General features: G+C 55.4%; 16 protein-coding genes. 14 read left to right on the top strand and 2 right to left on the bottom strand.

Annotated elements, in window-relative coordinates; all coding sequences use genetic code 11:
- Positions 1-84: 84 nt before the first annotated feature.
- The gene (locus PUV47_RS01900; protein WP_274216752.1) at positions 85-399 is read right to left on the bottom strand and encodes a hypothetical protein; all 315 of its coding nucleotides are present in this window, start codon (positions 397-399) and stop codon (positions 85-87) included.
- Positions 366-692 carry a helix-turn-helix domain-containing protein gene (locus tag PUV47_RS19875; RefSeq protein WP_425313720.1) on the bottom strand — a complete coding sequence of 109 codons (327 nt, stop codon included), beginning with the start codon at positions 690-692 and terminating at the stop codon, positions 366-368. The genes PUV47_RS01900 and PUV47_RS19875 overlap by 34 nt, the downstream gene beginning before the upstream one ends.
- Positions 693-767: 75 nt before the next feature.
- Between PUV47_RS19875 and PUV47_RS01905 the strand changes: the two genes are divergently transcribed.
- The 14 genes from PUV47_RS01905 to PUV47_RS01970 all read left to right on the top strand — a co-directional run bounded on the left by PUV47_RS01905 (position 768) and on the right by PUV47_RS01970 (position 12,989).
- A complete protein-coding gene (locus PUV47_RS01905; protein WP_274216753.1) occupies positions 768-1,028 on the top strand; it encodes a helix-turn-helix domain-containing protein in 261 nt (86 codons plus the stop codon).
- Positions 1,025-1,447, top strand: a complete 423-nt coding sequence (locus tag PUV47_RS01910; RefSeq protein ID WP_274216754.1) for a hypothetical protein — start codon at positions 1,025-1,027, stop codon at positions 1,445-1,447. Before PUV47_RS01905 ends, PUV47_RS01910 begins: the two co-directional genes overlap by 4 nt.
- Positions 1,437-1,826 carry a hypothetical protein gene (locus PUV47_RS01915; protein ID WP_274216755.1) on the top strand — a complete coding sequence of 130 codons (390 nt, stop codon included), beginning with the start codon at positions 1,437-1,439 and terminating at the stop codon, positions 1,824-1,826. The genes PUV47_RS01910 and PUV47_RS01915 overlap by 11 nt, the downstream gene beginning before the upstream one ends.
- A 188-nt stretch (positions 1,827-2,014) precedes the next feature.
- Complete coding sequence (locus PUV47_RS01920) at positions 2,015-2,518, top strand: hypothetical protein (RefSeq protein ID WP_274216756.1); 504 nt, start codon at positions 2,015-2,017, stop codon at positions 2,516-2,518.
- On the top strand, positions 2,515-3,624 hold the full coding sequence (locus PUV47_RS01925) for a DUF7146 domain-containing protein (RefSeq protein WP_274216757.1): 1,110 nt from the start codon (positions 2,515-2,517) through the stop codon (positions 3,622-3,624). Before PUV47_RS01920 ends, PUV47_RS01925 begins: the two co-directional genes overlap by 4 nt.
- The gene (locus tag PUV47_RS01930; RefSeq protein ID WP_274216758.1) at positions 3,621-4,262 is read left to right on the top strand and encodes a hypothetical protein; all 642 of its coding nucleotides are present in this window, start codon (positions 3,621-3,623) and stop codon (positions 4,260-4,262) included. Before PUV47_RS01925 ends, PUV47_RS01930 begins: the two co-directional genes overlap by 4 nt.
- A gap of 78 nt (positions 4,263-4,340) precedes the next feature.
- Positions 4,341-6,086: a hypothetical protein gene (locus PUV47_RS01935; RefSeq protein ID WP_274216759.1), complete on the top strand. Its 1,746-nt coding sequence runs from the start codon at positions 4,341-4,343 to the stop codon at positions 6,084-6,086.
- 422 nt (positions 6,087-6,508) lie between these two features.
- Positions 6,509-7,096 (top strand): hypothetical protein, encoded by a 588-nt coding sequence (locus tag PUV47_RS01940; RefSeq protein WP_274216760.1) that lies wholly within the window; start codon positions 6,509-6,511, stop codon positions 7,094-7,096.
- Between the two features lie 449 nt (positions 7,097-7,545).
- Entirely contained in the window at positions 7,546-9,090 is a 1,545-nt protein-coding gene (locus tag PUV47_RS01945; protein WP_274216761.1) for a hypothetical protein, read from the top strand.
- Between the two features lie 446 nt (positions 9,091-9,536).
- A complete protein-coding gene (locus PUV47_RS01950; RefSeq protein WP_274216762.1) occupies positions 9,537-10,901 on the top strand; it encodes a hypothetical protein in 1,365 nt (454 codons plus the stop codon).
- On the top strand, positions 10,894-11,754 hold the full coding sequence (locus PUV47_RS01955; RefSeq protein ID WP_274216763.1) for a DNA adenine methylase: 861 nt from the start codon (positions 10,894-10,896) through the stop codon (positions 11,752-11,754). Before PUV47_RS01950 ends, PUV47_RS01955 begins: the two co-directional genes overlap by 8 nt.
- A 227-nt stretch (positions 11,755-11,981) precedes the next feature.
- Entirely contained in the window at positions 11,982-12,395 is a 414-nt protein-coding gene (locus tag PUV47_RS01960; RefSeq protein WP_274216764.1) for a hypothetical protein, read from the top strand.
- The gene (locus PUV47_RS01965) at positions 12,392-12,574 is read left to right on the top strand and encodes a hypothetical protein (RefSeq protein ID WP_274216765.1); all 183 of its coding nucleotides are present in this window, start codon (positions 12,392-12,394) and stop codon (positions 12,572-12,574) included. The genes PUV47_RS01960 and PUV47_RS01965 overlap by 4 nt, the downstream gene beginning before the upstream one ends.
- A gap of 22 nt (positions 12,575-12,596) precedes the next feature.
- Positions 12,597-12,989 carry a hypothetical protein gene (locus tag PUV47_RS01970; RefSeq protein WP_274216766.1) on the top strand — a complete coding sequence of 131 codons (393 nt, stop codon included), beginning with the start codon at positions 12,597-12,599 and terminating at the stop codon, positions 12,987-12,989.
- The last annotated feature ends 4 nt before the right edge of the window (positions 12,990-12,993 follow it).

Raw genomic sequence — 12,993 nt, forward strand, 5'->3', positions numbered from 1 at the left:
AATGCCCCCAGTCAGTGGTGAACTGGAGGCATGTTGCATTACATGCAATATTCCGTCAATAGAAATAATGCATGTGATGCAATATTAATCCGGACGGAATATCCCTAACCATATTAAGATCTGAACAACGAGAAAAATCGGAAGCGCTATGACGATTAAGAAGCCACTGATTGCTAAAACCGGGCTGAGGAGATGAGCCAGCAAGAAAATACAGAAAACATCGAATGCGCTGCCGAGAGCCTCATGGGCAACAGCACCAAGAAAAGCGCTGGCACAAACGCTATATGCTAAATAGCCAAGGAAAAAGTTGCTGGAAATTATAGAGATTGCACCGTCTTTAATAAAATCAAATAGGTCTTTTAGTGTTATCCGAGAATTGTCTTGAGGATGGTTAGGCATTTTTGCAGATCCTCTTCTGATGCGGATAATAGTTTTTTTTCAATCTCACGGCGTACTGAAGCGGTGCTTGGATCTAGATCTAGTAGCTGCCCAGGGGTGCAGCCGTACGCCTCTGCGGCACGTTCAATAAAGTATTGTGTATATTGTGTTTTACCTGACTCTACGCGCGATATCAGAGGTGCGGACAGTTCGAGTTTTTCGCCCGCCTGAGACTGGGTGAGGCCCGCGTTTAGTCGCCATTTTTGAATATACCGGTGACTGTAGGGTCGATGAGTTTTAGTAGATGCAACCATGGCGTAATTGTATCCTCAGCGGGGTCTTTGGCCATGCAATCACATTAAAAATTGCTTGACGTGCAATTGCATTAGATGCAAGTTGAGCGTATGTGTTGTCAGCATCCACTCCAGACCTATCTCAAGCGACAAAGCCTGAGGCGTGAAGATTTCGCGCAGCGGTGTGGCACAACGCTTCCGACGTTGTCCCGCATCATCAAACGCAAGCAAAAGCCTTCGCTCGACCTGATTGAGCGGATGGTAGAAGCGACCAATTGGGAGCTTACGGCCAACGACTTTCTTTCCATCAAGCCTCCTGAAGGGGTGCCCGTGCGGGATGAAAGGAACGTAGCATGAGCGCAGTGGAGCGGCCTCTCCCTCGTATCCTTGGGCGCAAGCGTCTATCCCGCGCTTTCGAGGCGCAGCATCGCGCCGTGCCGGATCTTGCGCGCTATGAGGACCAGCTTCTGGCGGAGCGGGTGGCCGCGTTCTTGCGCCGGACGTATCCGGAGCACACGGCAAAGCGGGTGGCGCGGGATACGGACGTGCCGTGGAAGACAGTCAAGAACTGGTTGCAGCTGCGTGCCAGCCCCAAGGCGGCGCATTTTCTCATTCTCGTGAACACGTATGGCCTGCCGTTTCTGGATGCTGTTGATCCGGACGGGCTGCCGTTTCTCAAGGATGTGCGCACGGCCATGGAGCGCCGCGATTTGCTCAAGCGGTTTGAAGAGGTGATGGCAACCGCCAACAAGATGCGGGGAAGCAATGAAAGTTGATCAGGTGTGCGAGATCGCAACTGCCTCGGGTCGTGGTGTTCGGGGTGTCGTGAAGCTGGAGGATGATCGGTTCTCTCTTGCCGAGCAGATCAGTCCAGATCAACCCGCCGGTTTGTTGGTGGCCCCGTTTGCCTTCGAGCGCGGGGTGCTGTTTGCGCAGAACCTTCTGGCCGGTCATCCGGATGCAATCAACCATGAAAAGGCGGGCCTGATTGTCTCTGTTACCTTGATGGCCTTGCTTTCCCAGTTTCACCAGTCCCTCCCAGACCAGAGCCCTGCCTGCGAGCCTGGTCCAACTGCCGGTGCGGATGCTGCGGCATCTGCGCCGGCCTCTTTCGTCGGCAGTGGACTGAGCGAGGGGAGGCGGCAGCGTGTTTAAATTAGCAATTCCTAATACGCATATGCGTTTGTCAATCGTTCCGGCCTTTTGGAGGGGTTATCCACAGGATTGGCGGATTTGGAGGCGCAGGCGTGTGTAATTTAGCAAAACCTGAAACGCACGTGCGTTTGTCAACCGTTCCGGGGTCTCGGCGTGTTTGTCCACAGTGCTTTGCGGAAGTGGACAGGGTGCGCGCCAAGGCTGGCTTAAGCAAGGCGCAACTTTGCGCGGCGGCTGGTGTTCACCCGACCACCTACACGCGGGCTGAGCGCTCGGGTTTCTGCCGGGCGTCCACCTTGCGCAAACTCCGTCATGCCCTGGCCGAGTTGCAGCGAGAGCAAGACATGGAAATGCGGATGGGGGACCGTGTGGCGCCCCTTTACCGCATGGTGTTTGCCATGTTGGCGGTAGAGGCGGGGTTGTGTCCGGAGACGGCGCTTGCTCTTGAGCCGCGGCAAAACCGGCACCGGGATCCGAACTGGGCAGCCGCGGCCCAGGTACGGCGGCAGGCGCTGTACCTTGTTGTGACCTTGCTCGATGTCCCGGGGGCTGTTGCAGCGGATGCGGTTGGTGTTTCCAAGCAAGCGGTCTCCAAGGCGCTGTCGCAGGTGGAGGATAGCCGCGACGATCCGGCGACGGATGCGCTATTGGCGCGGATGGAAGCGCTGGCGCGGCAGGAGGTGGCGGCATGAGCCAGACACCTACGCTGAAGGAAATCAAACAGGCCCTGCAAGGATTGCAACTGGAGAGCGTTGTGCGCGATCTGGTGCCCGATGGTCGCCGGGTTGGCGGATGCTGGAGTGCCCGGTGTCCGTGGCGAGAAGACCGAAAGGGTGGGTCTTTCGTCGTGTGGCTGGGTGGTACGGCCAAGGGGGCATGGAAAGATTATGCCACCGGCGACAAGGGGGACCTGATCGACCTGATTTGCAGGGTGTTGAACCTGGACAAGCCAGGCGCTGCCCGCTGGGGCATGGAGCGGCTTGGCTGGGGCCAGATGAGCGACCAGGACCGAAAGAACATGCGCCGGCGGATCAAGGCCAACGCCACCCGGGAAAAGCGGGAAGCGGACAAGAAGAGGGCCGAGGCCATTGCCGCCGCCCGGCGTCGTTGGGCCAAGGGACAGGCCATTGAGGGCACTGTTGTTGAAAGGTATCTGCACAGTCGGGGCATCGATACATCCCGGATACCGGGGCTTTTGAAATTCTGCCGCTATCTGCCCGCGCAAGAGTGGTGGTACGGCGCAGTGTTCGAAGAGCGTGAAGTCAATGGCGAGTTGACGCGGGTAAAGGTAAAGCCGGGACCGCGTTTCCCGGTGATGATGAGCCGGATGAGCGCGGCCGATGGCTGCTTGCAGGCTTTGCACTACACGTTTTTGAAGCCCGACGGGACGGGCAAGGCGGATGTCCCGGATCCGACCAAGGCAAAGCTGATGTGGCCGCAGACGCAAGGCTCCATCATATGGGTTTCACGGGGCGGCGGGCCTGAGTACGCGGGCCCATGCGTGGTAGGCGAGGGCATTGAGGACGCAGGAACTGCGGCCCTTGCCTGCCCGCAGCTTATGACAGCGGCGGCCGGATCCCTTTCCGGCTTGCTGCATATGCCGACCCAATTGCCCGCGAGAGCGCGGGGCAAGATTACCGGCTGGATCATTCTGAAAGACAACGATTGGGGAAAGCCGCAGGCGGCCGCGCTGTTTGACCGGGCAATCAAGCGCCTGGAAGACACAGGTCTGCCGGTTGTGGCCGTGTCCAGCGACAACGGAAAAGACTTTAACGACCAACTCAGGGGGGTCTCATGAGTGAGCAGGTAGAGCAGGAACGGTGCGCCCCGTCGGGTGTTGCATTGAATGAGATCGACATGATGACGCTGTGTGCCAGGGCCGGGCAGGTGGCGGCGAGTGAAGCGGCGCTTTACATGGGGCCGCAAGGGCTTGTCGAGGGCTTTGACCCGATGCTTTGGGCCTCTGGTGGCTTTGCTCATGCATTTGAAGGGGATGACAGCGGCGAGGCGGCTGTTTTGAGCCTGGCGCAATGTGCTGCGGTGCCGGAAGAGGTCTCTGGCAACATGCTGTTCATTCATGCAGCGCTCAAGGGCATCCATGACTTTCCGCTGGACAGCTACAATAGGCAGCCATTGTGGTTGCGGGTGGCTTATTGTGCCTTTTCCTCTCAGGTGCGCCTGATCTTTGGAATGTACGGGGAAGCGCTGGAACTGGCAGCAATTGCGGACGCGGATGCGCGGCCGCAAACATCTGCGCAGATCGATCTGGAAGAGAGCATCTTTGAGCTGATGGCCGGTGCAGGTGAGCGCGATGACGCGAATGTGGCGCTTTATGCCGGGTTGGTGCCAGAAGCACCCCCAACCCCCGTTGAGGAGAAAAAGCCTGAGAAACCCGCCATGAGCGTGGGCGAGCGGCCGGTAAAACACAAGAAATAGGCGGGGGATGCATTGGAACACGCAGGCGAGCACGCGATAGCTGAAAAGATTGGCAACGCGGCGCGGAAAATAGAAGTCATGAGCCGGCCTCATGCGGATCCTGATGCTCGGCATCACCGGGATGGGTATCCGGCCGGAGACTGGGAGCCTGATGATCTGGGATTGCCGCCGGATTGTCCGGTTCAGGTGCTGGGGATGGATGGCGATGCCATGCATCTGGTTGACGCAATTGGGCAGCTAGCAACTGTAACCAATCCAAACCAGATGGGGCAGGGATATATCCAGCGGCTGTTCGGAGATCGGCAGAACTATCTTTACTGGGCATGGCCCCGCCACGATAAAGACGGACAGGTTGTTGGCTGGAAAGCGGACAAGGTGCGCGAGGTGCTCTACACGGCGGCTGCTCGCAAAGGCGTATACAACAGCGTCGAAAGGGTTCGTGGTCTCGGTGCGTGGACGGATGATCACGGCGAGCTGGTGCTTCACCTGGGCAATGCGCTTTGGATCAAGGGTGAGCTGCATGAGACCGGCGAAGTGGGTGGTTACTTCTATCCTCGGCGGCCAAAGCTGCCCCGACCATCTGAAGAACGTGTAGATGGTGACATGAACCCCGGGCCGCAGTTGTTCGAGGTGCTTCAGACTTGGAACTGGACGCGGCCGGAAGTGGATCCGTTCCTGTTTATGGGCTGGATCGGCGCCGGGTTTCTTGGTGGTGCACTGCCATGGCGGCCTTCTATGTTTCTGGTTGGTGACAAGGCGGTGGGTAAGTCCACGCTGCAAGACGTGGTGCAAACGGTCTTCGGTGGCGGTCTCGTATCAACGCCAGACACGTCCGCAGCTGGTATCTACCAGCGGATCAAACAGGACTCGTTGCCGGTTGCTGTTGATGAACTTGAGGCCGAGGCGGACAACAGCAAGGTTATGGCTGTGGTAAAGCTGGCGCGCCTGGCTGCGTCCGGTGGGGTGATGTTGCGTGGCGGATCTGACCACGCGGGCACGTCCTTCCAGGCTAGATCTACCTTTCTGTTTTCGGCGATCAATCCGCCACCATTGCCGCCGCAGGACCTATCGCGACTGGCTGTAATCAGTATTGGGAAGCTTGATCCGGAGAAAAGCTCAAAGCCTCCGCTTCTCATGGATGCAACAACCGTCGGGCCGCGCTTGTTGCGGCGTTTGGCTGATGGCTGGCCCCAGTTCCACGTGCTCTATGAAGCTTATCGGGAAGCGCTGAAAAGCGGCGGGCATGATGGCCGAGGACAGGACACCTACGGCATCTTCTTGACGTGTGCTCATCTCATGCTTGGTGATGATTGGCTGGAGGACAATGGGTATCCCATTGAGAATCTTGCCAGTTGGGGGCAGTTGCTCTCGGCTAGTTCGCTGCCGGAGAGAGAGAACGCGCGTGAGAACTGGCGGGCTTGTCTCGAGCATCTATTATCCGCCCGGGTTGATGTGTGGCGCAATGGAGAGCGCCACAACGTGGGTGGCTTGCTGGAGGACCTCGAAGGCGGGAGTGTGTTGGATTTTGAAAGGGTGCGAAAACAGTTGGCGAGTGTGGATCTTTGGCTGGCAGACAACAAAAAGACGGGCCAAGGCATGTGTCTAGTGGTGCCAAACAAGGCGAGTGGGGTGGCAAGCCTTTTTCGGGACACTCCTTGGGGTGGGCCTGGCGATGATGGGGTGTGGTCCACGGCTTTGCGACAGGGGCCACCGGATATCGTCTTACACGACAAGGCCATCAACAAGTTCAAGATCAACGGGGTGCAAAGACGCTGCACCCTCATCTCACTCAAGGAGTTCGATCGATACTGTTTGGAAAACTGAGTATCCCCCACCCGTTGTTTGTTTATGAACCCGTCGCCGCACTTCGGTTGACGGGACAGGATGGCTTGTAGCCTGAAAAAGCAGGAGGTTTTTTGAAAATAGAGGTGGGGAGGGTACACCGGGTACACCTTGGGTACACCAAGTGTACCCTCGCTTTCTTTTTTAAAACAAAGGGTTAGAGCAAGGGTACACCGGGTACACCAAAATAGAGCCCCATATGTGTGTGCGCACGCATAAGGAAACAGGTGTACCCAGTGTATCCAGTGTACCCTTTTTATATAACTTATTGATATATATAGATAATCTTAAGGTACACCACAGGGTACACTGGGTACACTTTGAGAATGGAAAGACGTCAAACCCATGATCAGCCTGAGTGAAGACATTAAAATATTCAGTTTTATCAATGGGGTAGCTGTGTGATGACGGATCAGAGCAAACAGCTTGGTTTGTTGCCTGACCTCGATTTCTCGCCAGAAGACGGGGGTGGGGCTGCGCACACGCCGGTGTTTCCGGCGGCGCGGCGCGAAACTGGCGCGGATGAGGCGGGCAAGCGTGGTCCAGGTCGCCCCAAAGGTGCAAAGAACCGCAAGACGCAGCAGTTGCAGAAGCTCTGGACAGCCAAGGGGCATCGCGATCCGCTGATGGCGCAAGGCGAGTTCCTGTCCAGTCATCCGCTGGATCTGTTTGAGTGGTTCCTGACGCTGGAGGCCAAAACCCGGGGCATGGATCTGGAAGAGGCGCGCAAGAAGTACCAGGAAGGCAAGCTGCCGGAAGTACCAAGCGTGGCGCAGATTGTGGCCATGCAGATGAAAACGGCTGATGCGGTGTCGCCTTACCTGCATGGAAAGATGCCGGTGCGCGAGGATACGGATCCGGACGAACGCTTGCCAGTGCTGATGATCGACCTGGGAACGGACCAGACCCAGCAGGGGCGGTACAACGGCGACGAAGCCGAGGTGATGAGCATCGGCGGACCAGCCACGGACGGCGAGAGCGAGGGTCAATAAAATCAAAGACTTAGCGGGAGTGTAGAAAAAAGTCTCACGGTGGCAGGGTCTCACGAACAAGGTAACAGGCTGAAATGATTGGTAAAATGCTCTTGAGTGCAACTTATTTAAAATCAGTGTACCTCTGCCGCGTTGCGCTTGCCTCACAGCCTGTGCGTGATGGGCTGCAGCTGCGTGGGTTGAGGGGGCTGAATCCTGCCGATCATTTTTGCCATAGAGCGAGCGCGAACTCGATTGCTGGCGGGCGGATCGGCAGAAACGCGCGCAGGCCTTTCCGGAAACGGCCACGGCTCCCCCTAGAGGGGTATGCGCTCTCACACCGATTGGATTTTGAAACCGGCAAAACGGCGGTTTGTGGTGCCCACGGTGCGGGTCACAGGGCAGGAGTTTTGTCCAGGGCCGCGGTGAGGTGCGGAACGATGGCGGGTCGGGGTTGAGTGGGTATCAGCATGGTTGAGCAGTCCAGCGGCGCAGAACTGATTGCCCAGTACGAGCAGGATGAAGGCTTTGACCCTTATCACTACATCCCCCCGGGGCCGGTAGCGGCGAGCTTTATTCGTGATGATGTGCTGACCAAGGCAATCATGGGACCGGTGGGGGGCGGCAAGACCGTCTCCTGCGCCATGGCTCGGGTTGTTGCGGCCACGCGAATGCCGCCATGCAAGGGTGGCGTTATCCGGGATCGCTACGCAGTAGTGCGTTCCAGCTTTCGTGATGCGGAGAAAACCGTGTTGCAGAGCTGGCAGCAGTGGTTCCCCAAAACCTATCCCGGTTCCACCTGGACGGGCGGCAATGACCGGCCGGTCACACACGTGCTGCGCTGGCGTTTGCCCAACGGCCTTAGGGTAGAGGCTGAAACAATCTTTGTGGGTCTTCAGGGCTCCACTGTGGAGAGCAAGCTGCGCGGCTGGGAGCTTTCCGGTGTCTGGCTGAACGAGCTCGACACCATCGATGAGAACGGCCTGCGATACTCGGAACAGCGTGTGGGGCGCTTCCCGAAAAAGACTGACCTGGCCGATCCGGCGGCCGTGCGCTTTCGCCAAGTACTGGGGGACTTCAACGCTCCGGACATGGATAACTGGACCTATGACGTGTTCGTGGCTGAGCCGAGCCCGGACAGGGTGCTATATGCCCAGCCTTCAGGCGTATCCTCAGCCGCTGAGAACGTGGCCAACTTGGAAGCGGACTATTATCAAAAGATCATTGATAACGAGGAAGACTGGTATGTACGCCGGTTCGTGCACAATCAGTTTGGCTATAGCCGCGACGGCCTGCCGGTCTATCCAGAGTTCAATCCGGAGGTTCATGTCGCTCCTAAAGTTCAGGAGCCGGATCAACGCTTGCCGCTTTTGATTGGGCTTGATGCCGGCCTGAACCCGGCTGCGATCCTTGGTCAGTGCCGTCCAGATGGACAGTTGGTTATCCTGGACGAACTTGTGCCAGGGCAGGGGTATGGTGCGGAGCGTCTTGCTGAACTGCTTAATGAGCTGATCGCCCGGCGCTACAATCGAGTACCCAAAATCATGGCATGGGCAGATCCGGCGGCTCAGTGGGGCGCGGACAAGGAAGGCGGACAGCTTGCCTGGATTGAGACCATGACACTGGCACTCGGTGTGCCGGTTGGGGTGCCCGCCAATGGCAGCAACGAACTGGGCTTGAGGCTCAGTGCCGTGCGCCAGGAACTGACGCGGATGATTGACGGTCACCGGCCGCGCCTCTTGATCAGCCCCAATTGCAAAGTTCTGACACGTGGTTTCGCGAGTGGGTACAAGTACAAGAAACGCGCAAATGACAGTGGTCCAGCTTATGATCCGGAGCCAAGCAAGAACGAGTATTCCCACCCGCATGATGGGCTGCAGTATCTGGTACTTGGGTATCGTGGACGGCCTACCGTGGTGAACGGATCCGCTGGTTCATCGAGAGCTCAATCATCTGCGCGGCCCAAAAAGGACTGGCGAAAACGGAAGGCTGTCTTTGATCCGCACCGGTTTTGAGGTTGTCATGCGCTTCACGGGTGACAGCAGGACCTTCCAGCTAACATGGGCTCGCTCTAAAACAACACGAACAGACTAGTGCCAGCGAGAAGAATTGCCCGCCGAGTCTGTAACCGGCGGATGGCTGATAAACCGGGGATTGGGGATGTTATCTGCGATTAGTCGGTTGCCGCGCCACCACTCAAAAGGGGATACCCATAAGCAAATTTGACAGCGCTTCCGACGGCCGGTCCTCAAACGCGCAATGGGGCTTCCATGTTCGATACTACAGGCTTGGTTCACGATAGTGCGGCCGTGTTTGTGGCAGGATGCGTGACAAAGTTCGGACATCGCAACCTAAAGAAAAGATTTGGAAAAATGATACCTATAATGCAAACTCGCTTTTGATGTTCCGAGGGGGAGCTTAAATTACTTTTCTGAAATATGTTTGACAAGTTGAGTTCTCGATGAGCGAAAAAAAGACGACTATTGCCGTAGATCAATTGATATTAGCAACTGATAACCCAAGACACGAAGAAGTAGATAGTGAAGCTGCAGCTATTGCTCGGTTGTGTAACACGGAAAACATTGAACAATTGGCGCGCGATATATCCGAGCATGGTGTGAATCCAGCCGAAAGGCTGATCATCATCCCGCTAGATGAAGACGATGCAGAAGATGACGCTACTTTCATTGTCGCGGAGGGAAATCGTCGTGTCTGCGCGCTAAAACTACTCAATGATCCAGATCTTGCTCCGGCCTCGATCCGAAAAAAAATCGAAGTTTATGCGAAACAGTGGACGCCCATTACCGAATTGGACGTCGTCGTAATTACTGATGAAGCCCGAAGACGTCACTGGTTGATGCGAATTCATGATGGCGCCCAGAATGGCCGAGGCAGGATGCCTTGGAAATCCGAACAAAAAACGCGTTTCACCGGGGGTGGACGCAACGCTGTAGCGCAGTCGCTTTTGGATTATGCTCAAGCCGAAGGCATGTTGACGGCAGAAGAACGATCCGGCCGGATATCGCATATGGCGAGGCTTGTCGGGAATCCTCTCATCCGGGACGTCTTGGGCTTAAAAACCGAAGACGGCCCTGAGGAACTGAGACGAAATCGTTACAAAGCAGATTTCGATCTCGTCCTAGGTGAGCTTTTGGAAGAAACCAAGACGAAGTCACTTGGCTCCCAAGCAAAAAAAGAAAAAATCGACTCCTTCGCACATCAACTTCAGAATCTCGACGGGCTTAGCCATGATCGGATTGATGATTCTGAAATACTATTTTCTCAAAGTGATTACGATACTTCCAAATCCGATTCAGATGCCACCGGCCACGGTGGTGATGACGATACTTCCACATCCGATTCAGATGCCACCGAGGCGAAAAAGCCAAGCCGACCTCGCCCCGCAAAACGCAGCTACAATTTGGCATGGTCGCAGGATATCGCAAATTCCCTTGAGAAATTAGGGTCGGAAAAGCTGTTGGAGTTGCATTGGTCTATTTGCACGGTGAACGCTCAAAAGCACGCGCCGTTAGTTGCTGTTGGCGTGTGGTCATTCCTTGACAGCCTGGCCGCTCTTGCTGGTGCAAGCGACGACAGGTCATTCGTTCACTTCTGGAAAGCTGGTGAAATTAGTCGACTCGGTGTTGCGAAAGGCGACGCTGCCAAGACAATCAATAATGTTCTGGATCGACTATCCAAGGCAGGAAATAATACGAAACACGATGCCAAATCGGCGCATTTCGACTATCGCCAACTTGTTAACGATTGGACAGTTATAACCCCGTTAATTTTGGAGCAATTAAAAGAAATTAACAGTAATGAGTAAGTCGTCGTCTCCTCTTAGATATCCGGGCGGGAAATCTTGCCTTCTGCCCTTAGTTAGCAATTTGCTCAAGATAAATAGCTTGCGGCACCGCAGTTATGCAGAGCCATACGCGGGTGGCTGTGGGTTAGCGCTATCCCTACTATATGCGTCATTTGTCAGCGAAATCCATGTAAATGACATTGACGCTTCAATTTGGTCTTTCTGGTACTCCGTTCTGTCGGAGACAGAAGAGCTATGTGAGCGCATAAACACTGCAGAAATGTCAATTGATGAGTGGAGAAGACAAAAGGAAGTATATTCTAGTCAAGACGTAAGTGATCCCGTTTCACTTGGATTTGCTACATTCTATTTAAATAGGACTAACCGATCCGGAATTATTAAAGACGCTGGCGTCATCGGAGGACTGAATCAGACAGGTAATTACAAGATGGATTGCCGATTCAATAAAGATGACCTTGAAAGACGCATTCGTCGCGTCGCAAAATACAAACGTCGAATTCATTTATACAGATTAGATGCGTTGGAATTCATAAAAGAATCTCAGAAAATTACGCCGGAAAAGACTTTCTTTTGTATCGACCCTCCATATTACAAAAAGGGATCAAGCCTATACACGAGTTTCTACAAACCAGATGATCACGCTTTGCTGGCTAAAACAGTACTTGATCTCGAAAAGCCATGGATTGTTACCTACGATAACACCCCTGAAATACAGGAGCTGTATAATCATATGAGGCAATATTCGTTTGATGTAAATTACTCTGTACAAACCAAACGTGTTGGCAATGAATTGCTAATTGCTTCTGAAAATTTAAACGTCCCCAGCGAATTAGAGCGAAGAAAAGTCGCTTAAACCGTTTTTGGGGGAGATTCTTAGCATGAAATTCCTCACTTGTTTGGACCCGGCAATCAAGGGGCAGCGCTGACAGCGGCGGGTATTGAGCACGCGAATGAGGCTCGTCTCTCTTCAACAGAGCGCTTCCACGAATTTTCCGCTTTCGATAAAGGGTAGTGGGTATACTGGCCTCGCCCTTCTGTCTTATCCATTGACCCGGCCATGGCACGCTTATCCTGCGGGGTATGACAGAGCTGCATTCTCCCGCCTCATATTTCGACATGGCCCAGTGTGTTGGGTCGTGTCGCCAGATTGATTGGAAGCTGATCAAGCATCAGCTGGCCATCGGTTCCTCGTTCTCTCTCAAGCAAAATGACGCCGTGATTGCCTGTGCCGGTATTGTACCGGTTTCGCTGGATTTGGCTGAAGTGTGGTTCATGCCTGGGCCCAAGGCCGCTTCCGGGCTGGTTGCTGTTGCCAGGGCCACACGGTTGACGCTCTCCCGCTCTCCCTATGCTGAGCACTATGCATTGGTGCGATCGTCCGCTGGTGCGCGTCTTGCGCGCCTGATCGGGTTTGAACGGGCCGGGAAACGCGATGGCATGGAGGTTTGGATATGTCGGGGATGTTCGGAGGCGGCAGCAACAAGGAAGCCATGAGGCTTCAACAGCAGGAAGCGGAGCGGGCGCAACGCCGGCAGCTTGCGGCGCTTGCCAGTCAGGCGGCGGAAATGGACCAGGAAAAGGCAAAGGCCTCCAGCAGCAAGGGCGGCGGCAAGCGTGGTCGCAAGTTGTTGACCTACATCGGCGGCGGAGCCGGTGAGGAAATGCTGGGCTGAGATCCTGAGGAGAGGTGAAGATATGAGTGTCTACACAAGGCTGAAAACTGTTCCATCAACCACGCTAGGCCGGCCACGTGGATATGGCGGTGGTCGTGGTGTCTACGACAAGCTCAAGGATGTGCCGTCCACCACACTGCCGCCGCCAACCGGCGGGCAATCCTCCATCGACAAGGCGGTTTCCGACCACAACCGTTGGGCTGCAGACGGTGTTGCAGATCGTGCTGCCGCCTTGCGCAAACAACAGGCGGATGATGCTGCTGCAGCACAGCGCCGGCAATTGGCCAGCCACGTAAAACAACAGTCACAACTGGATCAATCGCGGGCGCGTTCTGGAGGCGGCGGCAATGCAAAGCGCGGGCGGCGCTTGTTGCAGTTCATTGGCTACACCAATGGCAGAGCGAAGATGGGCTGATTGA

This window comes from Pseudovibrio exalbescens, from assembly GCF_028737195.1.
Classification (GTDB): domain Bacteria; phylum Pseudomonadota; class Alphaproteobacteria; order Rhizobiales; family Stappiaceae; genus Pseudovibrio; species Pseudovibrio zosterae.

What these genes read in the sequence shown, in the direction of transcription:
- PUV47_RS19875 (WP_425313720.1), bottom strand. Translation starts at nt 692, where the DNA reads ATGGTTGCATCTACTAAAACTCATCGACCCTACAGTCACCGGTATATT.
- PUV47_RS01905 (WP_274216753.1), top strand. Translation starts at nt 768, where the DNA reads ATGCAAGTTGAGCGTATGTGTTGTCAGCATCCACTCCAGACCTATCTC.
- PUV47_RS01930 (WP_274216758.1), top strand. Translation starts at nt 3,621, where the DNA reads ATGAGTGAGCAGGTAGAGCAGGAACGGTGCGCCCCGTCGGGTGTTGCA.
- PUV47_RS01945 (WP_274216761.1), top strand. Translation starts at nt 7,546, where the DNA reads ATGGTTGAGCAGTCCAGCGGCGCAGAACTGATTGCCCAGTACGAGCAG.
- PUV47_RS01915 (WP_274216755.1), top strand. Translation starts at nt 1,437, where the DNA reads ATGAAAGTTGATCAGGTGTGCGAGATCGCAACTGCCTCGGGTCGTGGT.
- PUV47_RS01960 (WP_274216764.1), top strand. Translation starts at nt 11,982, where the DNA reads ATGACAGAGCTGCATTCTCCCGCCTCATATTTCGACATGGCCCAGTGT.
- PUV47_RS01955 (WP_274216763.1), top strand. Translation starts at nt 10,894, where the DNA reads ATGAGTAAGTCGTCGTCTCCTCTTAGATATCCGGGCGGGAAATCTTGC.
- PUV47_RS01940 (WP_274216760.1), top strand. Translation starts at nt 6,509, where the DNA reads ATGACGGATCAGAGCAAACAGCTTGGTTTGTTGCCTGACCTCGATTTC.
- PUV47_RS01935 (WP_274216759.1), top strand. Translation starts at nt 4,341, where the DNA reads ATGAGCCGGCCTCATGCGGATCCTGATGCTCGGCATCACCGGGATGGG.
- PUV47_RS01950 (WP_274216762.1), top strand. Translation starts at nt 9,537, where the DNA reads ATGAGCGAAAAAAAGACGACTATTGCCGTAGATCAATTGATATTAGCA.
- PUV47_RS01965 (WP_274216765.1), top strand. Translation starts at nt 12,392, where the DNA reads ATGAGGCTTCAACAGCAGGAAGCGGAGCGGGCGCAACGCCGGCAGCTT.
- PUV47_RS01900 (WP_274216752.1), bottom strand. Translation starts at nt 399, where the DNA reads ATGCCTAACCATCCTCAAGACAATTCTCGGATAACACTAAAAGACCTA.
- PUV47_RS01910 (WP_274216754.1), top strand. Translation starts at nt 1,025, where the DNA reads ATGAGCGCAGTGGAGCGGCCTCTCCCTCGTATCCTTGGGCGCAAGCGT.
- PUV47_RS01925 (WP_274216757.1), top strand. Translation starts at nt 2,515, where the DNA reads ATGAGCCAGACACCTACGCTGAAGGAAATCAAACAGGCCCTGCAAGGA.
- PUV47_RS01970 (WP_274216766.1), top strand. Translation starts at nt 12,597, where the DNA reads ATGAGTGTCTACACAAGGCTGAAAACTGTTCCATCAACCACGCTAGGC.